Annotated in this window: 17 protein-coding genes; 12 read left to right on the forward strand and 5 right to left on the reverse strand. The window is 70.2% G+C overall.

The genetic code is table 11. From position 1 onward, the window contains the following. Positions 1 to 4,665, reverse strand: a complete 4,665-nt coding sequence (locus tag BM252_RS00505; protein ID WP_217429853.1) for a PAS domain S-box protein — start codon at positions 4,663 to 4,665, stop codon at positions 1 to 3. Between the two features lie 313 nt (positions 4,666 to 4,978). Further along, on the reverse strand, positions 4,979 to 5,698 hold the full coding sequence (hutC, locus tag BM252_RS00510; RefSeq protein WP_093382161.1) for a histidine utilization transcriptional repressor HutC: 720 nt from the start codon (positions 5,696 to 5,698) through the stop codon (positions 4,979 to 4,981). Positions 5,699 to 5,904: 206 nt separating this feature from the next. Here hutC and ada point away from each other — a divergent pair, with 206 nt between their 5' ends. Further along, complete coding sequence (gene ada / locus BM252_RS00515; RefSeq protein ID WP_174900391.1) at positions 5,905 to 6,984, forward strand: bifunctional DNA-binding transcriptional regulator/O6-methylguanine-DNA methyltransferase Ada; 1,080 nt, start codon at positions 5,905 to 5,907, stop codon at positions 6,982 to 6,984. Next, on the forward strand, positions 6,933 to 7,679 hold the full coding sequence (locus tag BM252_RS00520; protein WP_425442246.1) for a 2OG-Fe(II) oxygenase: 747 nt from the start codon (positions 6,933 to 6,935) through the stop codon (positions 7,677 to 7,679). Before ada ends, BM252_RS00520 begins: the two co-directional genes overlap by 52 nt. A gap of 280 nt (positions 7,680 to 7,959) precedes the next feature. Here the strand turns inward: BM252_RS00520 and msbA are convergent, their stop codons facing one another. After that, on the reverse strand, positions 7,960 to 9,813 hold the full coding sequence (gene msbA / locus BM252_RS00525) for a lipid A export permease/ATP-binding protein MsbA (RefSeq protein ID WP_093382169.1): 1,854 nt from the start codon (positions 9,811 to 9,813) through the stop codon (positions 7,960 to 7,962). Positions 9,814 to 10,007: 194 nt separating this feature from the next. Here msbA and BM252_RS00530 point away from each other — a divergent pair, with 194 nt between their 5' ends. From BM252_RS00530 to BM252_RS00540, 3 genes are all read left to right on the forward strand, one after another. Then, complete coding sequence (locus BM252_RS00530) at positions 10,008 to 10,418, forward strand: type 2 periplasmic-binding domain-containing protein (protein ID WP_093382172.1); 411 nt, start codon at positions 10,008 to 10,010, stop codon at positions 10,416 to 10,418. 41 nt (positions 10,419 to 10,459) lie between these two features. Then, a complete protein-coding gene (locus BM252_RS00535) occupies positions 10,460 to 11,629 on the forward strand; it encodes a hypothetical protein (RefSeq protein WP_093382175.1) in 1,170 nt (389 codons plus the stop codon). Between the two features lie 264 nt (positions 11,630 to 11,893). Further along, entirely contained in the window at positions 11,894 to 13,546 is a 1,653-nt protein-coding gene (locus tag BM252_RS00540; RefSeq protein WP_245774015.1) for an amidohydrolase, read from the forward strand. A 20-nt stretch (positions 13,547 to 13,566) separates the two neighbouring features. Here the strand turns inward: BM252_RS00540 and BM252_RS00545 are convergent, their stop codons facing one another. Together BM252_RS00545 and BM252_RS00550 are read right to left on the reverse strand one after the other, a co-directional pair. After that, complete coding sequence (locus BM252_RS00545; protein ID WP_093382180.1) at positions 13,567 to 14,160, reverse strand: hypothetical protein; 594 nt, start codon at positions 14,158 to 14,160, stop codon at positions 13,567 to 13,569. Continuing rightward, a complete protein-coding gene (locus tag BM252_RS00550; RefSeq protein WP_093382183.1) occupies positions 14,157 to 14,747 on the reverse strand; it encodes a ComF family protein in 591 nt (196 codons plus the stop codon). The genes BM252_RS00545 and BM252_RS00550 overlap by 4 nt, the downstream gene beginning before the upstream one ends. Before the next feature lie 206 nt (positions 14,748 to 14,953). Between BM252_RS00550 and hutU the strand changes: the two genes are divergently transcribed. From hutU to BM252_RS00585, 7 genes are all read left to right on the forward strand, one after another. After that, positions 14,954 to 16,666, forward strand: coding sequence for a urocanate hydratase (gene hutU / locus BM252_RS00555; protein ID WP_093382186.1), 1,713 nt, complete (start codon positions 14,954 to 14,956; stop codon positions 16,664 to 16,666). 21 nt (positions 16,667 to 16,687) lie between these two features. Beyond that, positions 16,688 to 18,247, forward strand: coding sequence for a histidine ammonia-lyase (hutH, locus tag BM252_RS00560; RefSeq protein ID WP_093382189.1), 1,560 nt, complete (start codon positions 16,688 to 16,690; stop codon positions 18,245 to 18,247). 29 nt (positions 18,248 to 18,276) lie between these two features. Next, entirely contained in the window at positions 18,277 to 19,065 is a 789-nt protein-coding gene (hutG, locus tag BM252_RS00565; protein ID WP_093382192.1) for an N-formylglutamate deformylase, read from the forward strand. After that, positions 19,062 to 20,426 (forward strand): formimidoylglutamate deiminase, encoded by a 1,365-nt coding sequence (locus tag BM252_RS00570; protein WP_093382195.1) that lies wholly within the window; start codon positions 19,062 to 19,064, stop codon positions 20,424 to 20,426. Before hutG ends, BM252_RS00570 begins: the two co-directional genes overlap by 4 nt. Then, complete coding sequence (locus BM252_RS00575) at positions 20,423 to 20,998, forward strand: HutD/Ves family protein (RefSeq protein WP_093382197.1); 576 nt, start codon at positions 20,423 to 20,425, stop codon at positions 20,996 to 20,998. The genes BM252_RS00570 and BM252_RS00575 overlap by 4 nt, the downstream gene beginning before the upstream one ends. 165 nt (positions 20,999 to 21,163) lie before the next feature. Further along, complete coding sequence (gene hutI, locus BM252_RS00580; RefSeq protein ID WP_093382200.1) at positions 21,164 to 22,393, forward strand: imidazolonepropionase; 1,230 nt, start codon at positions 21,164 to 21,166, stop codon at positions 22,391 to 22,393. A 93-nt stretch (positions 22,394 to 22,486) separates the two neighbouring features. Then, complete coding sequence (locus tag BM252_RS00585) at positions 22,487 to 25,189, forward strand: zinc-dependent metalloprotease (RefSeq protein ID WP_093382203.1); 2,703 nt, start codon at positions 22,487 to 22,489, stop codon at positions 25,187 to 25,189. Positions 25,190 to 25,390: the final 201 nt, after the last annotated feature.

Here is a 25,390-nt window from a genome sequence, read left to right on the forward strand (position 1 = left end):
TCAGTCGTCGTTGGCGAAGGTGGTGTTGGTCATCACGTGCTCGGTCACCTGCTCGAGCAGCGGCCACAGGCGCGCCAGCAGGGCGCCGCCGCGCAGCGCCTCGTCGGGGCCGGGCGGCAGCTCCTCCATCGCCTGCAGCAGCTCGGCCATGCCGAGCGCGCCGACGGTGCGCGCCGAGGCCTTGATGCGGTGGCCCAGCGCGCGCATGGCGTCGATGTCGCCGCGCGCCAGCGCCGTGTCCATCTCGGCCAGGCCGTCCTGGGTGGTCTGCAGGAACTTGAAGGCGAACTTGCGCACCTTCTGCGGGTGGTAGCCGAGCAGCTTGGCCAGGATGGTCAGGTCGATCACCGCCGGGTCGCCGCCCAGGGTGGCCTTGAAGGCGGCCGCCGGCCGCGCCGCGCCCGGCGCCGGCGCGGCCGCCGCCTCGGCGCCGGCGGCGCGCTCGGGCAGCCAGTTGGCGATGGTCTGGTACATCAGCGCCGGCTGGATCGGCTTGGAGATGAAGTCGTCCATGCCGGCGGCCAGGCAGCGCACCCGGTCCTCGCTGGTGGCGGTGGCGGTCATGGCCAGCACGCGCAGGCCGCCCAGGCGCGGCTCGGCGCGGATGCGGCGGGTCGCCTCGAGGCCGTCCATCAGCGGCATCTGCACGTCCATCAGCACGCAGTCGAAGGCGGTCTGGCGCAGCAGCTCGAGGGCCTCGACGCCGTTGTTGGCCAGGCACACCGAGGCGCCGACCTCCTCCAGCATCTCCAGCGCGATCTGCTGGTTGAAGGTGTTGTCCTCGACCAGCAGGATGCGGGCGTGGCGCAGCGCGTCCATCACGGCGGCGCTGCGCGCGCTGGCCAGCAGGGCGGCGGCGGCGTCGTTGACCTGGTGGATCAGCGCCGGCACGCTGCCGTGCGCCACGCCGAGGCGGGCGGTGAACCAGAAGGTGCTGCCCTCGCCGGGCCGGCTGGCGACGCCGACGTCGCCGCCCATCAGCTGGGCCAGCTGCTTGCAGATGGCCAGGCCCAGGCCGGTGCCGCCGTACTCGCGGGTGGTCGAGGTGTCGGCCTGCTGGAAGGACTGGAACAGCTTGTCCATCTCGGCCTCGGACAGGCCGATGCCGTGGTCGCTCACCTCGAAGCGCAGCAGGCAGCTGGCGGCGTCGCCCACCACCTGGCGCACGCGGATCTCGATGCGGCCCTTCTCGCTGAACTTGATGGCGTTGTTGGTGTAGTTGATCAGCACCTGGCCCAGGCGCAGCGGGTCGCCGCGCAGCATGGCCGGCAGGTCCGGCGCCAGCTCGAACACCAGCTCGAGTTCGCGGCTGGCCGCCTTCGGCGCGACCACCGTGGTCAGGGTCTGCATGACATGGTCGAGCGAGAAGTCGACCTGCTCGATCTCCAGCTTGCCGGCCTCGATCTTGGAGATGTCGAGGATGTCGTCGATGATGCCGAGCAGGTGCTCGCCGGCGAAGCGGATCTTCTCCAGGTAGTCGCGCTGGCGCGGGTCGAGGTCGGTCTTCAGCGCCAGGTAGGCCATGCCGATCACCCCGTTCATCGGCGTGCGGATCTCGTGGCTCATGTTGGCCAGGAACTGGCCCTTGGCCAGGCTGGCCTCCTCGGCCAGCTGCTTGGCCTGGCCCAGCTGCTCGGTGCGCTGCGCCACGCGCTCCTCCAGATGCTCGTTGAGTTCGCGCAGCGCGTGCTCGGCCTGCTTGCTGTCGGTGATGTCGATCGACATGCCGATCAAATAGGCCGGCGCGCCCTGCTCGTCGTAGACCGGCTTCTTGAACACCCGCAGGTGGCGCTGCTGGTTCAGCTGGCGGTTCCAGATCAGCTCCTCGAAGTCGATCAGCACGCGGCCGGCGAAGGCGTTGCGGTCGGTGGCGCGGTAGCGCGCCAGCGTCTCGGCGCTGTGCATGGCGCTGTCGTCGCCGTCGGCCAGCTCGGCGAAGCCGAAGCCGAACTGCTGCTCGCAGGCGCGGTTCATCAGCAGGTAGCGGCCGGCGCTGTCCTTGATGAACAGGCCGCTGGGCATCATCTGGATGATCTCCTGCAGCCGTTGCTCGCTGCGCCGCAGCGCGTCGGCGCTGCGTTTGCGCTCGCTGATGTCGGTCAGGCTGGCCACCACCAGGGTGACGCTGGCCGTCTCGTCGCAGATCGGCTCGGCGTTGACCGACAGCCAGGTCAGCGCGCCGTCGGCGCGGCGCACGCCCATCACGGCGTCGCGCACCGAGACGCCCGACACCAGCGCCAGCTGCACCGGGTGGCTGGCCGGCTCGACCGCGCTGCCGTCCTCGCGCACGCCGTCCCACAGGCGGGCGCCGGCGGCGCCGGCCAGCATGCGCACGGCCGCCGCGTTGCTCTCGAGGATGGCGCCGTCGGCGTTGAGCACCACCAGGCCGTCGCTGACGGCGTTGAAGATCGAGGCCATGCGCTGGCTCGAGTTGCGCAGCGCCACCTCGGCCAGGCGCCGCGCGGTGATGTCGGTGACCATCGCCAGGGTGCCGGCGTAGGCGCCGTTGTCGGCGTTGACCACGGTGGTCGACAGCAGGCCCCAGACCGAGGCGCCGTCCTGGCGGAAGAAGCGCACGTCGCTCTGCCCGGCCAGGCCGCTGGCGCGCCGCCGCAGGTGCTCCTGCAGCAGGGCGTGGCCCTCCTCGTCCATGAACTCGCGCATGGCGCGGCCGACCATCTGCTCCGGCTGGTAGCCGAGCATGCGCGCCATGGTCGGGTTGACGAAGCTGGTCAGGTCGTCGGCGCCGGTCATCCAGACCCCCTCGGCGGCGGTCTGGACGATCAGCCGGTAGCGCTCCGAGCTGGCGTGCAGGGCCTCCTCGGCGCGCTTGCGCTGGGTCATGTCGCGCAGCGCCATCAGGGCCAGCTCCTCGCCGGCCAGGCTCAGCGGCGACAGGTGCACCATCGCCGGGAAGCGGCTGCCGTCGGCGCGCTGCGCCGTCAGCACGCGGCCGGGCAGCTGCGGCCGGGCGAACAGCTCGCGGCCGCGGCCGTTGCTGCGCATGGCGTCGGGCACCAACTGGTCGAGCGACAGGCCGGCCAGGGCGCCGCCGGCGTAGCCCAGGCAGCGCAGCGCGGCGGCGTTGGCGTGGCGCACCCGGCCGGCCTTGTCGGCCACCAGCATGGCGCCGGGCGTGGCGTCGACGATGGCGCAGACGCGCGCCGCCTCGGCGGCGCGGCGCTCGCTGATGTCGCTCAGCGTGCCGCTGGCGCGCAGCGGCCGGCCGCCGGCGTCGCGCTCGACCACCATGCCGCGGCCGAGCACCCACTTCCAGCCGCCGTCGCGGCAGCGCATCCGGTACTCGCTGGCGAAGGCGCCGTCCGGCCGCGCCGCCGCGCCCAGGTAGCCGGCGATGTCGCGTTCGACCCGCTCGCGGTCGTCCGGGTGGACGTGCTCGATCCAGTCGTCCGGGCCGGGGGCGAAGGCGCCGGCGGCGTAGCCGAGCAGCTCGCCGTAGCGCGGCGACAGGCTCAGCCGGCGCGGCTGCACCTGCCAGTCCCACACGCCTTCGCCGGCGCCCTGCAGCGCCAGGGCGGCGGCGCGCTCGGCGCCGTCCAGGCGCGAGCGGGCCAGGCGCAGCGCGCCGGCCAGGCGGCGCTGGCGCAGCAGGCCGACGCCGCCGCCCAGCAGCAGCACGGCCAGCGCGGCGCCGGCCCAGCGCGCCAGCGCGGGCGGCTCGGCCGGCGCGTACAGGAAGCCCTGCAGCGAGAAGCCGGCCGGCAGCATGCCCAGCTCGACGTAGGTGGCGGCGATGGCGCGCCAGCGCTCCGGGTTGCTGTAGCCCAGCTCGATGAGCTCCTGCTCGAGCAGCGGCGCGGTGGCCTGGGCCTCGAACAGCAGGTGCTCGCGGCTGTGCCGGTTGGGGTAGCGGGCGCGGATCAGGTCGGCGATCTCGCCCTGGTGCGCCATGGCGTAGCGCCAGCCGCGCAGGGTCGCCGCGCGCATCGCGGCGGCGCGCGCCGGATGCTCGCGCAGCTCGCTCTCGGTGGTGTACAGGTTGTCGCCGTAGAAGTCGACGCCGGCCGCGCGCGGCGACACCAGCTCGTAGCCGACGTTGGCGTGCTGCAGCAGGAAGGGCTCCTCGGTGCTGTAGGCGGCGTAGGCGTCGACCTTGCCCTCGAGGAAGTCGTCGAGGCGGTAGCTGTGCGGCACCAGGAACAGGCTGTCGAGGCGCACGCCCTGCTTCTTCAGGTAGGCGGTGAGCTCCTCGTTGTTGTTGGCCAGCATGACGCGGCTGCCGGCCCAGGGGCGCCGCTTGCCGTCGGCGTCCAGGCGCAGCAGCAGGGCGGCGCCGGAGTGCTGGAAGATCGAGGCCAGCACCACCACCGGCTGGCCCAGGCTGCGGCTGAGCAGCAGGCTGCTGCTGCCGGTGCCGTACTGGGAATGGCCGTCGACCACCTTCTGCACCGCGTCGACGCCGGGCTGCGCCTCGTGCAGCGAGACGTCGAGGCCGGCCTCGCGGTAGTAGCCCTGGTCCTGCGCCGCGTAGTAGCCGGCGAACTGGAACTGGTGCTGCCACTGCAGCTGCACGCTGACCTTCTCGGCCGCCAGCGCGCCGCCGGGCGCCAGGCAGAACACGGCCCAGGCCACCGCGCAGGCGGCCAGGCCGCGTCCGGACGGCGGCCGGCGCAGCGCGCGAGGTGGCAAAAGACGGTGCAGCAAGAGCTTCCCTTTCAACGTCGAAGTGGTGGTCGCCGCGCCACAGCGGCGGCCGGCCGATGGCCGATCCGGGCCACTATAGCATTGAAGAATTGCCTATAGTGTTAACTTTTCGCGCGCCGCGACGGGGTCGGTTTCGGCCTGAAAGTTTCCTTGAAAAGGCCGCCTTTGCGGGGCCCGGCGTGACAAACGGAGAGATTCGGCGCGGCCGAAATATGCTAGGCCGGCGGGCGCCGGCGGCGCTGAAAGGATATTTCATCGCAAGCAAGTAAATGAAATATTCTTTCAAGCGCCGGCGCCGCCGCCGCCGCCGGCCTCAGGCGAAGCTGCCGGCGAACTGGTAGCGGTGGCCGGGGTGCCACATGGTGGCGATCGAGGCCACCTGGCCGGCCGAGCGGGTCTGCCGCTTGAGCACCAGGCAGGCCTGGCGCGTGTCGATGGCCAGCATCTCGGCGATGTCGCGCGGCGCCGCCAGCGCCTCGATGCTGTAGGTGGCGCCCTGCAACGGCGCGGCCGCCATCAGGTACTCGTTGGGGGTGATGCTGGCGAAGTCCTGCTGCATGTAGTCGGGCGCGCACAGCGGGTTGACCCAGCGGTCCTCGACCTGGATCGGCACGCCGTTCTCGTAGTGTACGATGATCGAATGGAACAGCGGCAGCGCCGGCGCCAGGTCGAATTGCTTGGCCAACAGCTCGCCGGCGCGGCCGCGTTCGAGCAGTTGCAGGCTGGAGCGGTGGGCGTGGCCGCGGGCGCGGATTTCGTCGGCGATGCTCTTGATCTCGAGCAGCGTGGCCTGGTATTTTTGCTGCGCCACGTAGGTGCCGGCGCCCTGGCGGCGCGTCAACACCTGCTCGGTGGTGAGCTCGCGCACGGCGCGGTTGACGGTCATGCGCGAGACGCCGAACTGCTTGACCAGCGCCTGTTCGGAGGGGATCACGTCGCCCTCCTTCCAAGTGCCGGCGGCGATTTGCGCCAGCAGGTAGTCCTTGATGCGTTGGAAGATCGGGGTGTGCTCTTGCGTTGTATGGTCGTCCAAACGGCTTCTCCGAAGGCGCGCCCGAGCTGGGCGGCTGCGGCCATTTTAGCATCGCCGGCGCGGCCGTCCTAGTGGCGGGACGGCCCGGGGCCGGGCCGGGCGGGGCGAATTCGAAAGCAAGCAACGGGGTGGCGGGCGCCGCGCCGCTGGCTAAGATGGCAGCATTGAACATCATCCAAGGGAGCAGCAGCATGAAGCACAGCCTGATGAAAAGCGCGACGCCGGCCGCCGACACGGCCGCCTACCGCAGCGAGGAGCAGCGCTGGGCCGCCGTGCAGGCGCGCGACGCCGCCGCCGACGGCCTGTTCTACTATTCCGTGCGCAGCACCGGCGTCTACTGCCGGCCGTCCTGCGCGGCGCGGCCGGCGCTGCGCCGCAACGTCGCCTTCCACGACAGCGGCGCCGCCGCCGAGCTGGCCGGCTTCCGCCCCTGCCTGCGCTGCAAGCCGGAGCAGCCGCCGCTGGCCGAGCGCCAGGCGGCGCTGGTGGCGCGGGCCTGCCGCCTGATCGACCAGGCCGAGCAGGCGCCCGACCTGGACAGCCTGGCCGCCGCCGTCGGCCTGAGCCGCTTCCACTTCCACCGCGTCTTCAAGCAGCACACCGGCATGACGCCGAAGGCCTGGGCGGTGGCGCAGCGCGCCCGCCGCATGCAGGACGGTTTGAACCAGGAGGCCTCCGTCACCGAGGCGATCTACGCCAGCGGCTTCAACTCCAGCGGCCGCTTCTACGCCGCCTCGCCGGCCGCGCTGGGCATGACGCCGAGCGCCTTCCGCGCCGGCGGCAGCGGCGCGGCGATCCGCTTCGCCATCGCCGCCTGCTCGCTCGGCGCGATCCTGGTGGCCAGCACCGACAAGGGCATCTGCGCCATCCTGCTGGGCGACGACCCGGATGCGCTGGCGCGCGACCTGCAGGACCGCTTCCCGCGCGCCGAGCTGCTCGGTGCCGAGGCCGACTACGAGCAGGTGGTGGCGCGCGTGGTGGGCCTGGTCGAGGCGCCCGGCATCGGCCTCGACCTGCCGCTCGACGTGCGCGGCACCGCCTTCCAGCAGCGCGTTTGGCAGGCGCTGCGCGAGATTCCGCCCGGCCGCACCGTCAGCTACACCGAGCTGGCCGCCCTGGTCGGCCTGCCCAAGGGCGCGCGCGCCGTGGCCGGCGCCTGCGCCGCCAACGCGCTGGCGGTGGCGATTCCCTGCCACCGCGTGGTGCGCAACGACGGCGCCCTGTCCGGCTACCGCTGGGGCGTCGAGCGCAAGGCCGCGCTGCTCGAACGCGAGGCCGGCAAGTGAGGCGGGTGGCGGAGCTGGATTGGCCGGCGATCGAAGCGGAGCTGGACGAATTCGGCTGCGCGCTGCTGCCCGGCCTGTTGTCGCCGGCCGAGTGCGCCCGGCTGGCGGCCAGCTACACCGAGCCCGCGCTGTTCCGCAGCCGGGTGGTGATGGAGCGGCACGGCTTTGGCAGGGGCGAGTACCAGTACTTCGCCTATCCGCTGCCGGCGCCGGTGGCGGCGCTGCGCCGCGCCTTCTACCAGCCGCTGGCCGCCATTGCCAACCGCTGGCAGGCGGCTTTGGGGCTGGCACCGCGCTTCCCGGCCGAACACGCCGATTATCTGACGCAGTGCCACGCCGCCGGCCAGCCGCGCCCCACGCCGCTGCTGCTGCAATACCGCGCCGGCGACTACAACTGCCTGCACCAGGACCTGTACGGCGACGAGGTGTTCCCCTTGCAGGTCGCCGTGCTATTGTCGCAGCCGGGCGAGGACTTCGACGGCGGCCAGTTCGTGCTGACCGAGCAGCGTCCGCGCATGCAGTCGCGCGCCGAGGTGGTGCCGCTGACGCGCGGCGACGCCGTCGTCTTCCCGGTGGCGCAGCGGCCGGTGTCGGGCGGGCGCGGCGTGTACCGCGTCAACATGCGGCACGGCGTCAGCCGGCTGCTTTCCGGCCGACGCCACACGCTGGGCCTGATCTTCCACGACGCCAGCTGAGCGCAGGAGAGGCGGGCGGGCGCCGCGCCAAGTCCCTCTGGTAAACCCTCTCTTTTTGCCACTGCTTTCCACTATTTCCTTCTTTTTTCTTCTCTTTTTTCCGGTGAATGGAAAAGCAGAAGAAAAGAGAAGGAAAAAGAGAAAAAGAGAAGTAAAAGGAGAAGGTTTACCAGAGGGGCGTGTGGCCCCTTCCAGGCAGCCCATACCCCGGCATGCAAAAACGCCGCACAGTATTGCTACCGTGCGGCGTTTTTGCGTGGCCGGTGCCCAGCGCGGCGGCTCAGACCGGCTGCGCCTCGCCCTGCACGCTCTTCTGCGTCTGGTACAGCCGCGCGTACAGGCCGCCCTTGGCCAGCAGGGCCGTGTGGCTGCCCATCTCGGCGATGCGGCCGCCGTCGAGCACGACGATGCGGTCGGCGTTCTCGATGGTCGACAGGCGGTGCGCGATGACCACCGTGGTGCGGCCGCGCATCAGCACCTCCAGCGCCGCCTGCACCAGCCGTTCCGACTCGGTGTCGAGCGCGCTGGTGGCCTCGTCGAGGATCAGGATGGGCGCGTCCTTGTACAGCGCGCGGGCGATGGCCAGGCGCTGGCGCTGGCCGCCGGACAGACGCAGGCCGTTCTCGCCGACGGCGGTCTGGTAGCCCTGCGGCTGGCGTTCGATGAACTCGTGGGCGTGGGCGGCGCGCGCCGCCGCCTCGACCCGCGCCAGCGACGGCTCCGGGTCGCCGTAGGCGATGTTGGCCGCCAGCGTGTCGTTGAACAACACTACGTCCTGGCTGACCAGGGCGATCTGCCGGCGTAGCGCGGCCAGCTGGTAGTCGCGCAGGTCGACGCCGTCGAGCAGGATGGCGCCGCTGCTGACGTCGTAGAAGCGCGGCAGCAGGCTGGCCAGGGTGGTCTTGCCGCTGCCCGAGCTGCCCACCAGCGCCACCGTTTCGCCGGCGGCGATGTCGAGCGACACCTGGTGCAGGGCGGGGCGGCTGTCGGCGTCGCCGGCCTGGTAGTGGAAGCCGACCGATTGCAGCGACAAACGGCCCTCGGTGCGCGCCGGCGCCAGCGTGCCGGTGTCGGTCTCGGTGGCGATGTCGATCAGGCCGAACACCGATTCGGCGGCGGCCAGGCCGCGCTGCAGCGGCTCGTTGACCTTGGTCAGGTTCTTGATCGGCGTCTGCATCGCCATCAGCGAGCCCATGAAGGCGACGAAGGCGCCCGGCGACAGCGCGCCGGCCTGGGCGCGCAGCAGCGCGAAGTAGATCACCGACGACAGCGTGATGCCGACCAACAGCATGATGACGCCGGAGTTGAGCGCGGCGGTGGCGGCGTGCTTGACGGCCAGCTGGCGGTTCAGCTTGACCACGCGGTCGAAGCGGCGCTGCTCGTATGGCTGGCCGCCGAAGATCTTCACCACGCGCTGGCCGCTGATGCTCTCGTCGAGCACATTGGTCAGCTCGCCCATGGCCTGCTGCGCGCTCTGGCTCAGGTGGCGCATGCGCCGGCCGGCGAAGGTGACGATGATGGCCACCAGCGGCAGCAGGCCGAGGCAGAACAGCGCCAACTGCCAGTCGATGGCGAACAACGACAGCAGGTAGCCGACCGTGGCCACCGAGTCGCGCACCAGCACGTTGAGCACGTTCAGGCCGGCCTGCGACACCTGGCTGGCGTCGTAGGCGATCTGCGACAGCGTGGTGCCGGTCGAGGAGTTGTCGTAGAACTTGTTGGGCAGGCGCAGCACGCGGGAGAACATCGACTCGCGCAGGTTGGCCTGCACCCGGCTGCTCAACCAGGCCGCGCCGTAGTCGCCGGAGAAGGTCGACAGCATGCGCACCAGCGCCAGGCCGCAGATGATGGCGGGGATGGCCCACAGCGCCGCCTTCGACGGCTCGTTCGGCAGCAGCGCGTGCAGCCAGCCCTGCACCATGCCGAGCAGGCCGCCGGCGGCGCCGCCACGGGCGCCGGCCATGCCGCCCATGGCGCTGCCGGGCGCCAGCGCGTCGACCACGTTTTGTAGTTGGCGGATCAGCAGCACGTCGGTGGCCGAGGCGATGCCCACGGCCAGCAGCGTGGCGCCGACGATCGGGCCGTAGGGGCGGAATTGCCGCAGCAGGCGGAAATAGAGTTGACGACTTTGCACGGGGGACGGGGAGTGGGCAAGGAAGGCTGCATTGTACCCGCCTTGCCCGGGGCGCAGGCGGCCCGGCTGTGTTGTGGATCTGAAACATCCAACGGAAAATTCCGCTAGAAGTTTCCATTGTGAAATCATTGAGCCGTTCGGCGGGAATACACTGGCCCCGTGATGCATCGTTCCCGTTCCACACAGGAGTCCAGATGAAACGTCTTCTTCAACGCGCCGTGCCCATGCTGGTGTTGGCCGCGCTGGCCGCGCCGGCCTCGGCCGAGCTGGTCATCATCGTCAATCCGCAGAACCCGGCCAGCCGCATGTTCCCCTCGCAGGCGGCGCAGTTCTTCCTCGGCGGCTCGGTGCTGTTCACGCCGGTCGAGCAGGCCGAGGGCACGGCCATCCGCGCCGAGTTCTGCCAGAAGGTGCTGGAGAAGTCGCCGGCCCAGGTCGAGGCGATCTGGTCGAAGATCGTCTTCACCGCCAAGGGCAAGGCGCCCAAGGAGTACAAGACCAGCGCCGAGGTGAAGAAGGCCGTCAGCGCCAACCTCAACGCCATCGGCTACATCGAAAAGGCGGCGCTCGACGACAGCGTCAAGGTGGTCGCCACCGTCCCCTGACCCGGCCCGGCCCCATTCTTCCCCCATTTGGAGACAGCTCGATGAAAAAGACAATCATGGCCTGGGCGATCGCCTCGCTGGCCGCCGGCAGCGCCGCCGCGATCGACCTGGCCGAGGACGGCTCGCTCAGGCTCACCGGCTTCTACAACCTCACCGCCGGCAAGGTGCTGAGCGGCTCGGCGCAGGGCAGCAGCGCGCCGTGGAGCTACCAGCAGTGGCAGTGCCCGTGCACCATGCAGGGCTGGGAATACACCTCGGTCTACCAAAAGAGCGAGGGCTGGCAGGTCGACCAGGAGTCGCTGGTCGGCGTGCAGATCAAGAAGGAGTTCTCGCCGACGCTGTCGGCCACGGCGCAGTTGGTGGCGCGCGCGCGCAACCCGAACCACGGCTCGCGGCCGACGCTGGACTGGGCCTACCTGACCTGGCAGCCCTCGGCCGACTCGGCCTGGACCTTCCAGGCCGGCCAGTTCCGCATTCCGTTGTACTACTACAGCGACTACCTGTACATCGGCTACGCCTACCCGTGGGTGCGGCCGGCGCCGGACGTCTACGGCTGGCCGATCTACGCCTACCAGGGCGCCAACGCCAGCTACCGCACCCAGCTCGGCGCCTCCGACTGGGCCGCCACCTTCCACGTCTGGGGCGGCGAGTACACGCAGAAGAACGACGCCTACGACACACTGATCTACTACACCACGCCGACCCACGAGTCGTGGAAGAACATCGTCGGCGGCTCGGTCACGGCCAACAACGGCGTGGTCGACGTGCGCGCCATGACCATGTGGTACAAGGCCAGCACCTGGCAGGACGCGCCCGGCGGCGGCCGCACCATGCTGGTGGACGGCCAGGGCACGCGCATCATGGGCCTGTCGGCCAATATGGACTACAAAAACTGGCTGATCAAGTCGGAGGTGGACCGCTACGAGCAGGTCGACGCCGCCAAGGGCATCAACAACATCTACAAGTACGCGCTGGTCGGCGTCGGCTACCAGTACGGCGCCTGGACGCCGATGGTCACCTTCTCGCGCTACCGCACGGTGACCGAGCCGATCGAGGGGCGCAACACGCAGTACCTGTCGCTGCGCTGGGACTTCCGCAAGAACACCGCGCTCAAGCTGCAGTACGACGTCAGCAAGGACAAGTCGCACTACAGCTATCCCTTCTTCGGCGACTCCAAACTGCTGTCGGTGTCGCTGCAAGGGATCTTCTAACCACTCAAGACGCCAGCGGCCGCAAGACCGGCCGACGGCGGCGAGCCAGGGTCAGACCCTAGGGTCTGACCCTCGATGTGCGCCGTTGGGTTCTCTTAGCATGGCTGCAGGCGGACCGCACCCTCGCTGCCTAGCGGCCCAAGCACGCCGCAGTTGGAACGGCGCGCAAAACTCGCTACACTCTGCTCCGTGTGAAGCGCCGCGCCTACCGGCGCGGCTTCCCAGCGGAGAGAGTCGATGCGCCTGAAAAAACTGCAGTGTTCCATGTCCGTCCTGGCCGCGTTGGCCACCATCGCCGCCGCCAGCGCGCCGGCGCGCGCCGCCACCGTGATCGACAACGCCAAGGGCCACACCCTGAACGCCGCCGGCAAGCTGGTCGCCTTCTCCTCGCTGGCCTTCGACGACGCCGGCAAGATCGTCGCCGTCGGCGACGCCAAGCGGGTGGCCGCCAAGGCGCCCGGCGCGCGCCACATCGACCTGGGCGGCAAGGGCCTGCTGCCCGGCCTGATCGACGCCCACGGCCACGTCTTCGGCCTGGGCCAGATCGCCGCCGGCATCGAGTTGTACAGCTCCACCTCGCTGGCCGGCGCGCTGAAAACCGTGGCCGAGTTCGGCCGCGCCCAGCCGCAACGCAGCTGGTTGATCGGCAACGGCTGGAACCAGGAGATCTGGCGGCTGGGCCGCTTCCCCACCGCCGCCGAGCTGGACGGCGCCGAGGCGGCGCGGCCGGTCTGGCTGCGCCGCGTCGACGGCCACGCCGGCTGGGCCAACAGCCGCGCCCTGCAACTGGCCGGCATCACGCGCGACACGCCCGACCCGGCCGGCGGCAAGATCGAGCGCGACGCCGCCGGCGACGCCACCGGCGTGCTGGTCGACGGCGCCATGGAGCTGGTCGACCGCGTGCTGCCGGCGCCCACCGTGGCCGAGCAGCGCGCCGCCCTCGACGGCGCCCTGGCCGGCCTGGCGCGGGTCGGCCTGACCAGCGTGCACGACGCCGGCATCGGCGCCGGCGAGGACGCGCTGTTCCGCAGCTACGCCGACCAGGGCAAGCTGAGCGCCCGCGTCTACGCCATGATCTTCGACACCGGCGCCGACTTCGACGCCCTGTCGGCCAAGGGACCGCTCAATTCCTACGCCGGCGACATGTACGCGCTGCGCGCCGTCAAGCTGGTCTCCGACGGCGCGCTGGGCAGCCGTGGCGCCGCGCTGCTGGCGCCGTACAGCGACATGCCGTCGACCAGCGGCCTGCTGTTCCACAAGGACGCCGAGATGCGGGCGCGCATGGAGAAGGCGATGAAGGCCGGCTACCAGGTCAACGTGCACGCCATCGGCGACGCCGGCAACCGCCAGATCCTCGACGGCTACCAGGCGCTGATCGCCAAGTACCACAACGGCGCGCTGCGCCACCGCGTCGAGCACGCCCAGGTGGTGGCGCTGGAGGACATCCCGCGCTTCAAGACGCTGGGCGTGATCCCGTCGATGCAGCCGACCCACGCCACCTCGGACCAGAACATGGCCGAGCAGCGCGTCGGCCCGCAGCGCATCAAGGGCGCCTACGCCTGGCGCACTTTCCTGGCGCAGGGCTCGAGGATCGCCTGCGGCTCGGACTTCCCGATCGAGTCGCCCAATCCCTTCGAGGGCATCCACGCCGCCGTCACGCGGCAGAACAACGCCGGCGTGCCGGCCGGCGGCTGGTACAAGCGGCAGGCCGTGACGCTGACCGAGGCGCTGCGCTGCTTCACCCTGGACGCGGCCTACGCGGCGCACCAGGAGAAGGTGATCGGCTCGCTGGAGCCGGGCAAGTGGGCCGACTTCATCGTCACCGAGCGGGACTTGTTCAGCGTGCCGGCCGAGCGGATCGGCAAAATCGAGGTGCTGCAAACCTGGGTGGCCGGCAAGCGGGTGTTCCAGAAGTAGGGCGGGGAGGGCGCGGCGGCTCAGTCGTCCAGTGAAAGTGCTTCCGCCGTGCGCTGCAGGATGTCCATCTGCAGCGCGCGGGAGCGCAAAGCGGCGATGCGGTCTAGCAGCCCGATCTTGCTGTCGGCCTTCATGCGGTCGGCGTCGGCCATCCGTCCGACGAGTGCTTCCAGTTCATCGATATTGCTCACCTTGTGAAACTGCTTTTCCTTGTCGAGGAAGACCAGCGAGTTCTTCTTGCGGCTGAGTAGCTCGATGACATTACTCAGTGTGCCGGTGCTTTTTGCATCCCAAATCATTAGGCCGACATCCGCCGCTTCGGCCATTTCGATATCCTTGGCGGTGAAGTAGGCGCGGCTGCCCTTGGGGTGGTAGGAGGTGACGCCATGCACTGGCCAGCCGCCGATATTGTTGCGTGGCTTGCCGCCCGCGCAGTAGACGGTGGTATTGCGCGCGCCGTTCTCGTGAAGGAATTTCTGTATGGCCGTGTCCACCCCATCGGCGTCGCCAACCAGCACCGCGTAATCGCCAACAACGATGTTCATCATCCGTGTCTGCGCCTTGGCGTGCAGGTGTTTGATGTTGATCGATCCGGCGATAAATACGGTAGTCATTTCGGTCGTTTCCAGGTGAACGCGGCCACATATACCTTGGCGATTTTCTCACATGCGCGCAGCGCCTCGCAGGCTGCATTCAACGATGCGCCCGTGTCGTGCAAGTCGTCCAGCAGCAGAGCATTCCACCGGCCCTCGCCACGAAATGTGTGCCCCAGAGTGATTTTACCCTTCAACGCGGCATCCTTGTCTTCACGTGTATGCATATCTTTGAGCTTTGCGCCGGTGCGTTGCCTCAGGAGGAAATTCTCGAACATGGGTACGTCAAGGAGCATCGCCAAGTGCGCTGCCACTTCTGTGACCGGTTGGCGTTGGCGATATTGACTCGGCGGCATCGGAACCACCATGCCAATGTCGGGCAGGTGAGGGCAAATGTCTTCATGAACAGCCTGGGCAAGAAGTTTCGCCTGGTCCCAGTGTTCCTCATATTTCAATTGGTACAAGGCTTCGCCCGCCGGTGTGCGCGTGTTGTCGAAGCGCGCATGGCCATACTCATCGTCGCCAATGTAGACGCTCTTCAGCATGTGTTTGTCCAGCGCGAAGCCCAGGTCCCAATCGCCGTGGAGCCGCTTGACGTGCGTTTGCATGGCCTCCTCCGTTATCGCAATCGGTATTTTCCCGTTGGGATAGGATCGCCCGGAAGGCCGGAGAGGCATGTTATCTTTTGTCAACTAAGAAACAAAAAACCGGTTGACTTGGTTGTATAGACAACCTATCCTTCAAGGATGCGCGGGCCGGCGCATGGACCTTCGCGTCCGCGCGCCGGCCCGCCCCACCAACCTGAGGAGCCACCATGACCACCCCTTCGAGCAGCCTGGACAACGATCCGCGTTTTGACGCCAGCCGCGACATCCGCGCCCCGCGCGGCCCCGAACTGAGCTGCAAGAACTGGGGCGCCGAGGCGGCCTACCGCATGATCCAGAACAACCTGGACAAGGAGGTGGCGGAAAATCCCAAGCACCTGGTGGTGTACGGCGGCATCGGCCGCGCCGCCCGCAACTGGGCCTGCTACGACCAGATCCTCGCCTCGCTGCGCGAGCTGGAGGACGACCAGACATTGCTGATCCAGTCGGGCAAGCCGGTCGGCGTGTTCCAGACCCACGCCGACGCGCCGCGCGTGCTGATCGCCAACTCCAACCTGGTGCCGAAGTGGGCCAACTGGGAGCACTTCAACGAACTCGACCGCAAGGGCCTGTTCATGTACGGCCAGATGACGGCCGGCAGCTGGATCTACATCGGCACCCAGGGCATCGTCCAGGGCACCTACGAGACCTTCGCCGAGGCCGGCCGCCAGCACTTCGGCGGCGACCTCAAGGGCCGCTGGGTGCTCACCGCCGGCCTGGGCGGCATGGGCGGCGCGCAGCCGCTGGCCGCCACCATGGCCGGCGCCGTGTCGCTGACCATCGAGTGCCAGCAGAGCAGCATCGACTTCCGCCTGCGCACCCGCTACCTCGACAAGCAGGCCGCCAGCATCGACGAGGCCATCGAGCTGATCAAGCTGCACAAGGCGGCCGGCGACGCCATCTCCATCGGCCTGCTGGGCAACGCCGCCGAGGTGCTGCCGGAGCTGGTCCGGCGCGCCAAGGCCGGCGGCGTGGTGCCCGACATGGTCACCGACCAGACCTCGGCGCACGACCTGATCAACGGCTACCTGCCGCTCGGCTGGAGCGTGGCCGAGTGGAAGGCGGCGCAGCAGGACAGCGCCCGCCACGCCGCCCTGACCGCCGCCGCCACCGAGTCCTGCGCCGTGCACGTGCGGGCCATGCTGGAGTTCCAGGCGCTGGGCGCCAAGGTGGTCGACTACGGCAACAACATCCGCCAGGTCGCCTTCGACCACGGCGTCGCCAAGGCCTTCGACTTCCCCGGCTTCGTGCCGGCCTACATCCGGCCCCAGTTCTGCGAGGGCCGCGGCCCGTTCCGCTGGGTGGCGCTGTCGGGCGATCCGGAGGACATCTACAAGACCGACGCCAAGATCAAGGAGCTGTTCCCGCACCATAAGCAGGTGCACCACTGGCTCGACATGGCGCGCGAGCGCATCGCCTTCCAGGGCCTGCCGGCGCGCATTTGCTGGCTGGGACTGGGCGAGCGCCACATCGCCGGCCTGGCCTTCAACGAGATGGTGCGCAGCGGCGAGCTGAAGGCGCCCATCGTCATCGGCCGCGACCACCTGGACACCGGCTCGGTGGCCAGCCCCAACCGCGAAACCGAGAGCATGAAGGACGGCACCGACGCCGTCTCCGACTGGCCGCTGCTGAACGCGCTGCTCAACACCGCCGGCGGCGCCACCTGGGTCTCGCTGCACCACGGCGGCGGCGTCGGCATGGGATACTCGCAGCACTCCGGCGTGGTGATCGTCGCCGACGGCACCGACGCTGCGGCCAAGCGCCTTGCCCGCGTGCTGGTCAACGACAGCGGCTCGGGCGTGATGCGCCACGCCGACGCCGGCTACGAGACGGCGGTGGCGTGCGCCAAGCGCAACCACCTGAACCTCCCCATGATCAAGTAAATCCACACGAAAGCGAATTCAATGACACAAGCCACCAACACCCTGACCCTCCTGCCGGGCAAGATGACCCTGTCCGACCTGCGCGCCGTGTGGACCAGCGCCGGCAAGCTGGCCCTGTCCGCCGAGGCCTATCCGGTGATCGCCGCCTCGGCCGCCGCCGTGCAGGCCATCGTCGCCAAGGGCGACGCCGCCTACGGCATCAACACCGGCTTCGGCCTGCTGGCCAAGACCCGCATCCCGGACGAGAAGCTGGAACAACTGCAGCGCAACCTGATCCTGTCGCACTCGGTGGGCACCGGCGCGCTGGTGTCGGACGCCGTGGTGCGCCTGATCCTGCTGATGAAGATCGGCTCGCTGGCGCGCGGCTTCTCCGGCGTGCGTCCGCTGATCGTCGACACCCTGATCGCGCTGTACAACGCCGGCATCATGCCGGCCATCCCGGCCAAGGGCTCGGTGGGCGCCTCGGGCGACCTGGCGCCGCTGTCGCACATGACCCTGGCCATGCTGGGCGTGGGCGAGGTGCGTGTCAATGGTCAGCTGCTGCAGGCGGCCGACGCGCTCAAGGCCGCCGGCATCGCGCCGGTGGTGCTGGCCGCCAAGGAGGGCCTGGCGCTGATCAACGGCACCCAGGTGTCGACCGCGCTGGCGCTGCACGGCCTGTTCATGGCCGAGCGCCTGCTGGAGGCCGGCATGGTCACCGGCGCGCTGTCGATCGACGCCGCCAAGGGCAGCGACTCGCCGTTCGACGCCCGCGTCCACGAGGTGCGCGGCCAGCCCGGCCAGATCGCCGCCGCCGCCATCTACCGCCAGCTGGTCAGCGGCAGCGCGATCCGCGCCTCGCACCTGGTCGGCGACGAGCGCGTGCAGGACCCGTACTGCCTGCGCTGCCAGCCGCAGGTGATGGGGGCCTGCATGGACCTGATCGCCAACGCCGCGCGCACCCTGCTGATCGAGGCCAACGCCGTCACCGACAATCCTTTGATCTTCCCGGACGCCGCCGGCGGCCTGGCGCAGATCGTCTCGGGCGGCAACTTCCACGCCGAGCCGGTGGCCTTCGCCGCCGACACGCTGGCGCTGGCCATCGCCGAAATCGGCAGCATCTCCGAGCGCCGCATCGCCCTGCTGATCGACGCCACCCTGTCGGGCCTGCCGCCCTTCCTGGTGCGCGACCCCGGCGTCAACTCCGGCTTCATGATCGCCCACGTCACCGCCGCCGCGCTGGCCTCGGAGAACAAGTCGCTGGCCCACCCGGCCAGCGTCGACTCGATCCCCACCTCGGCCAACCAGGAGGACCATGTCAGCATGGCCACCTTCGCGGCGCGCCGGCTCGACGATATGGCGCACAATACGGCTGTCATCGTCGGTATCGAGTTGCTGGCCGCCGCCCAGGGCATCGACTTCCACCGTCCGCTGAAGACCTCGCCGCAACTGGAGTATGTGCACGCCCAGCTGCGCAAGGACGTGCCCTTCTTCGACGCCGACCGCTTCTTCGCGCCGGACATCGAGGCGGCCAAGCAGATGGTGTTGAAGGGCGAGCTGAGCGCCTCGTGCAAGAGTTTGTTCACGCCGCTGCACCCGTAAGCAGCGGCCCGGATTGAGGGAACGATCAGATGGACTTCAAATTCAAAGCAGGCAGTATTCCCTTGTTGGTGTCGATGCCCCACGTCGGCACCGACATCCCCGACGAGCTCGCCGCGCGCATGACGCCGGCCGCCGCCGAGAAGGCCGACACCGACTGGCACCTGGCCCAGTTGTACGGCTTCCTCGAGCAGATGGGCGCGTCGACCCTGGCGGCGCGCTGGTCGCGCTATGTGATCGACCTGAACCGGCCGCCGGAGAACACCAACCTCTACCCGGGCCAGGACACCACCGGCCTGTGCCCGGTCGACACCTTCCACCGCCAGCCGCTGTACGCCGGCGGCTACCAGCCCGACCAGCAGGAGGCGCTGCGCCGCCTGCCGCTGTACTGGGAGCCCTACCACCGCCAGTTGCGCGCCGAGTTGGAGCGCATGCTGGCGCTGCACGGCACGGTGGTGCTGTGGGACGCCCATTCGATCGCCTCGCGGGTGCCGCGCTTCTTCGAGGGCAAGCTGCCCGACCTGAACTTCGGCACCGCCGACGGCAGCAGCTGCGACTACGGCCTGCGCGCCGCCGTCGTCGAGTCGGCGCTGGCGCAGCAGCGCTACACGGTGGCGGTCAACGGCCGCTTCAAGGGCGGCCACATCACCCGCCACTACGGCCAACCCAAGTCGGGCGTGCACGCCATCCAGCTGGAGATGTGCCAGTCCACCTACATGGACGAGAGCGCGCCGTTCGGCTACCGCGCCGACCTGGCGCAGCAGGTCCAGCCGCTGCTGGCGACCATGACGCGCGCCGCCGCCGACTGGGCGCGCCGATGAGCCGCCTGTTCGCCCGCCACGCCCTGCTGCCCGAGGGCTGGCGCCACGACGTGCTGCTTGAATGGGACGCCGGCGGCGACCTGGCCGGCGTGACCGTCGGCGCGGCCCAGCCGGCCGGCGTGGAGACGGCGCAGTACGCGCTGCCCGGCATGGTCAACCTGCATTCGCACAGCTTCCAGCGGGCGCTGGGCGGGCGCACCGAAAAGGCCGGCGACGGCCCGGACAGCTTCTGGACCTGGCGCGATTTGATGTACCGCTTCGCCCGCAACATCACGCCCGAGCACATCGAGGCGATCGCCGCCCAGCTGTTTTCCGAATGCCTGCGCCACGGCTACACGGCCGTTTGCGAGTTCCACTATGTCCAGCGCGCGCCGGACGGCGCCATGTATCCGCGTCCGGCCGAGACGGCCGAACGGGTCGTCGCGGCGGCGCGCCTGGCCGGCATCGGCCTCACCATGCTGCCGGTTTTATATAGCTATTCGGGCTTCGGCGAGAGCGCGCTCAAGCCGGAGCAGCAGCGCTTCCGCACCAATCCGGACGACGTGCTGCGCATCGTCGAGGCGCTCGAGCCGCTGCGCGACAAGCAGACCGAGGTCGGCGTGGCGCCGCACTCGCTGCGCGCCGCCTCGGTGGCGCAGATCAACGAGGTGCTGCTGGCGCTGCCGGACGAGCGGCCGGTGCACATCCACATCGCCGAGCAGAAGCAGGAGGTGGCGCAATCGGTCGACTGGAGCGGGCGCCGGCCGGTGCAGTGGCTGCTCGACCAGGTCGACGTCGATGAGCGCTGGTGCCTGATCCACGCCACCCACCTGATGCGCGACGAGGTCGACAACATCGCCGCCAGCGGCGCCGTGGCCGGGCTGTGCCCGACCACCGAGGCCAACCTGGGCGACGGCCTGTTCCCGCTGGAGGACTTCCTCGCCGCCGGCGGCCGCTTCGGCATCGGCAGCGACAGCCACATCTCGCAGAGCGCCGTCGAGGAGCTGCGCTGGCTGGAGTACGGCCAGCGCCTGCAGCACCTGCGCCGCAACATCGCCGTCTCGGCCGAACAGCGCAACGTCGGCGACTTCCTCTGGCAGGGCGCCCTGCAGGGCGGCGCGCAGGCCTCCGGCCGGCCGCTGGGCGCGCTGGCGGTGGGCAAGCGCGCCGACCTGATCGTGCTCGACGACGCCCATCCGAATTTGTTCGGGCTGGCGCTCGACGAGGTGCTCGGCAGCTTCATCTTCAGCGGCAACGACAACCTGGTCAAGGACGTCATGGTCGGCGGCCAGTGGGCGGTGCGCGACGGCCGCCACGTGGCGCAGCAGGCCATCGCCGCGCGCTTCAAGCAAACCCTGGCCGAACTGAGGGAGTTCCGATGACCCAATTGATCCAATACGCCAGCCTGCGTCCGGCGCCGTGGAAGAACGGCGGCGGCAGCACCACCGAGATCATGGTCTTCCCGCCCGGCGCCGGCTTCGACGGCTTCGACTGGCGCGTCAGCCTGGCGACCATCGCGCAGAGCGGACCGTTCTCGGTCTTTCCCGGCATCGACCGCACGCTGGCGCTGGTCGACGGCGACGGCGTGCTGCTCGACTTCGGCGGCGAGCGCGTCGTGCTCGGCGCCGACGAGCCGGTGGTCTGCTTCGCCGGCGAGGACGCGGTGCACGCCACCGTGGCCGGCGGCCCGACCACCGACTTCAACGTGATGACGCGGCGCGGCCGCTGCCGCCACAAGCTGGAGCGGCAGGAGGTGCGCGGCCAGCAGGCGCTGGCGCGGCGCAGCGGCACCACGCTGCTGTTCCTGGCCGACGGCGAGGGCCTGACCCTGCGCAGCGAGCAGGAGTGCCTCGCCCTGGTGCGCTTCGACGCCGTGCTGCTGAGCGGCGAGCGGGAGTGGCGCATGGAGGCGGCGCAGGCCAGCGTGTTCGTCGTCGACCTCGTCGCCGCCTGAGGTGGCGTCGGCAAGACCCAGCGGCGCAAGTCTAGGGTCAGACCCTCAGGGTCTGACCCTGGCTCTTTGCCGTTGGGTGGTCTTGGCGCAGCCTGGCAAGACAGCCGCCCCCAAAATCAACCCACGGCGGCTCGCAACGGCCGCCACCAGCGCAAGGCAAGCACTATGACTGCAGCATGGGACGTCCTGTTCACCAATGTCCACCTGGCGACGATGGCCACGGCCGACGGCTACGGCGAGATCCCTGACGGCGCCATCGCCGTCAAGGACGGCCGCATCGCCTGGCTGGGCGCGCGCGCGGCGCTGCCGCCGCACACGGCCGCGCGCACGCACGACGGCGCCGGCTGCTGGCTGACGCCCGGCCTGATCGACTGCCACAGCCACATCGTCCACGCCGGCAACCGCAGCGACGAGTTCGAGGCGCGCCTGAACGGCGCCAGCTACGAGGACATCGCCCGCGCCGGCGGCGGCATCATGTCGACCGTGCGCGCCACCCGCGCCGCCTCGGAGGAGGAGCTGCTGGCGCAAAGCCTGCCGCGCGTGGCCAGCCTGCTGGCCGAGGGCGTGACCACCATCGAGGTCAAGTCCGGCTACGGCCTGACCCTGGAGTCCGAGGCGAAGATGCTGCGCGTGGCGCGCCGCCTCGGCCAGGTGCTGCCGGTGGCGGTGGCCACCACCTTCCTCGGCGCCCACGCGCTGCCGCCGGAGTTCGCCGGCCGCGCCGACGACTACGTCGACGCGGTCTGCGAGATGATCGCGCCGCTGGCCGCCGAGGGCCTGGTCGACGCCGTCGACGCCTTCTGCGAGCGCATCGGCTTCTCCAACGCGCAGACCGAGCGCGTGTTCGCGGCGGCGCGGCGCCACGGCCTGCCGGTCAAGCTGCACGCCGAGCAGTTGTCCGACCAGCGCGGCGCCGAGCTGGCGGCGCGCTACGGCGGCCTGTCGGCCGACCACCTGGAACATTTGAGCGAGGCCGGCGTGGCCGCCATGGCCGCCGCCGGCACGGTGGCGGTGCTGCTGCCGGGCGCCTACTACTTCCTGCGCGACAGCACGCCGCCGCCGGTGGCGGCGCTGCGCGCGGCCGGCGTGGCGATGGCGGTGGCGACCGACTGCAACCCGGGCACCTCGCCGATGACTTCGCTGCTGCTGGCGATGAACATGGTCTGCACGCTGTGGCGCCTGACGCCGCGCGAGGCGTTGGCCGGCTGCACCGTCCACGCCGCCCGCGCGCTCGGCCTGCAGGGCGAGATCGGCAGCCTGGCGCCGGGCAAGCGGGCCGACTTCGCGCTCTGGCGCATCGCCCGCCCGGCCGACCTGGCCTACGCCATCGGCTTCAATCCCTGCCAGGTGGTGGTCAACGGCGGCGTGGCGCGCGCGCCGCAGCTGGCGAATTAGAGGCGGCCCTCGAAAAAGCCGCCCAAGGCGCGGGCGTTCGGGTACATTATTACGGTTGTTTTCTTTGTAAAACGCTCTCGTACCCGGATCGCCATGCCCGCCTTGCCGTCGTCTGTCCCCCGCCTGTCGCTGCACCTCGCCGTCCTGCTGACCCTGAGCGCTTGCGCCGTGGCGCAGGAACCGACACCGACCCCGCCGACCCCGCCGACCCCGCCGACCCCGGTGGCGCCGGCCGCGCCGGCGCCCGCGCCGGCGGCGGGTCCGGCCACGCCGGCGCAGCAGGCGGCCATCCTGGCGGCGGCCGTCGCCGCCGCCGGCGCGCCCAAGCCCTTCGCCGAGGTGAGCCGGGGCGCCGCGCATATACCCGGCTTCCTCGGCCTGTACCAGAAGGACGAGAAGGTATGGCTCGAGCTGCGCCCCGAGCACTTCGACCGACCGATGTTCATGTCGCTCAACATGCCGAGCGGGATAGGCGAGCGCGGCATCTACGGCAGCCAGATGGGCGAGAGCCACGTGGTCTACTTCCACCGCATCGGCAACCTGGTGCAGCTGATCGCCAAGAACACCGACTACGCCGCGCGCGGCGGCACGCCGCAGGCGCTGACGGTGGCGCAGGCCTACTCGGACAGCCTGCTGGCCAACGCGCCGGTGGCCAGCGCGGCCCACCCGCAAAGCCACGCCGTCCTGATCGAGGCCAACGCGCTGCTGTTCGGCGACATCGCCGGCTATGCCACCCGGCTCGAATACGCCTACCGCATCCCCTTCGTGCCGGACGCGCGCAACAGCAGCTTCGTCGCCATCCGCGCCGACGCGGCGATAACCGGCCTGAGCGTCAATGCCCACTACGCGGTGCCCAAGCTGCCGGTGCTGCCGCTGGGGCCGGCGGCGCTGACCATGCCCGGCGCGCCGACCACCTTGCCCGACCCGCGCAGCATGTTCCTCGGCTTCTACTACAGCTTCATGCCGCTGCCGGCCGAGCCGATGCACCCGCGTCCGGCCGACGACCGCATCGGCCACTTCGTCAGCACCAGCTACGACTTCTCCGACGACGTCAAGCCGACCCTGGCCACGCACGTGGTCGACCGCTGGCGGCTGGAGAAGCGCGAGCCGGCGCTGGCGCTGTCCGAGCCCAAGCAGCCGATCGTCTACTGGCTCGACAAGAACATCCCCGAGAAGTACCGCGCCGCCGTGCGCGACGGCGTGCTGGCCTGGAACGCCGCCTTCGAGCGGATCGGCTTCAAGAACGCCATCGAGGTGCGCCAGCAGGGCGAGCAGGACCGCTTCGACACCATGGACGCGCGCCACGCCTCGATCCGCTGGTACGTCGGCAGCGACGTCGGCTTCGCCATCGGGCCGCACCAGGTCGACCCGCGCAGCGGCGAGATCCTCGACGCCGACATCGCCATGTCCGACGTCTTCGCCCGCCGCGTGCGCCGCATGGTGGCCGAGGACGGCCCGGCGCTGTCGGCGGCCCCGCCCGGCGGCCGGCGCGAGGCGCAGTGCGCCTACCTGCAGGAGTCCGAGCAGGAGCTGGGCTTCGCCATGGGCCTGCTGGAGGCGCGCGGCGAGATGGCGATGGACGGCCCGCAGGCCGAGGCGGTGGCGCAGGCCTACGTGCGCTCGGTGATCATGCACGAGGTCGGCCACACGCTGGGCCTGCGCCACAACTTCCGCTCGTCGACCATCTACAGCATGCAGCAGCTGCAGGACCCGGCCTTCACCAAGGTGCACGGCCTGAGCGGCTCGGTGATGGACTACACGCCGTTCAACCTGGCGCTCAAGGGCGAGCAGCAGGGCGAGTACGTCAGCTCGGCGCTCGGCCCCTACGACTACTGGGCCATCGAGTACGCCTACAAACCGATCGAGCCGGCGCAGGAGAAGGACGAGCTGGCGCGCATCGCCGGCCGCTCCAACGAGCCGCAGCTGGCCTACGGCACCGACCAGGAGTCGGGCGGCTACAACTCCGACCCCGACGTCAACGTGTTCGACCTGGGCAGCGATCCGCTGGCCTACTACCAGAAGCGGCTGAGCATGTCGCGCGAGCTGTGGGACCGCGTGCAGGCGCGCCAGCCCAAGCCGGGCGAGAGCTACGCCGCGCTGCGGCGCAGCTTCGACTTCGGCTTCGCCCAGTTCTCGCGCACCATGCCGGTGGTGGTCAAGTACGTCGGCGGCGTGACCTACCTGCGCGACCACGCCGGCACCGGCCGCGCCACTTTCACGCCGGTGCCGCTGCCGCGCCAGCGCGCCGCGCTGGCCATGCTGACCAACAGCCTGTTCAAGGCCGACAGCTTCAAGTTCGCGCCGGCCCTGGTCAGCCGCCTGGGCGCCGACCAGTTCGAGGGGCGCGGCCGGCCCGACGTGTCGGTCGGCGCGCGCGTGCTGACGCTGCAAAAAGCGGTGCTCGACCAGCTGCTGTCGGACCAGGTGGCGGCCCGTCTGCTCGACTCGCAGGAGAAGCTGGCCGACGCGGCGCAGGGCCTGAGCCTGGGCGAACTGTACGCCTCGGTGCAGGCGGCGGTGTGGAGCGAGCTGAAGGAGGGCAAGGAGATCTCCACCATGCGCCGCAACCTGCAACGCGAGCATCTGAAGCGGCTGACGGCGATCCTGCTGCGGCCCTCGCTGGAGACGCCGGCCGACGCCCGCAGCCTGCAGCGCGAGAACGCCATCGAGCTGCAGCGCGAGCTGCGCGCCGCGCTGGCCCGTGCCGGCAGCCGCGAGACCCGCGCCCACCTGTCGGAGAGCATCGAGACGCTGGGCCAGGCCTTGAAGGCGGCCATGCTGCGCGCCGGCGCCTGAGGCGCGGCGCCGTCCGTCGGCGCTTGCTTGCGCACGTTGGCGCCGCCCGTCGGCGCGGCGATGTCGACGGTGGTAAGCTGACGGATTGTTCACCTCAACCGGAGAGTGCGTGCGCACCACAGCCGTTGTTTCTCCCTTTGCCGTCTTATCGCGCCGGCCGCCGGCCTTGACCCGGTCGTTCGGCCCGGGCCGCTACGCCCG

Source organism: Rugamonas rubra (assembly GCF_900114705.1).
Classification (GTDB): Bacteria; Pseudomonadota; Gammaproteobacteria; order Burkholderiales; family Burkholderiaceae_D; genus Rugamonas; species Rugamonas rubra.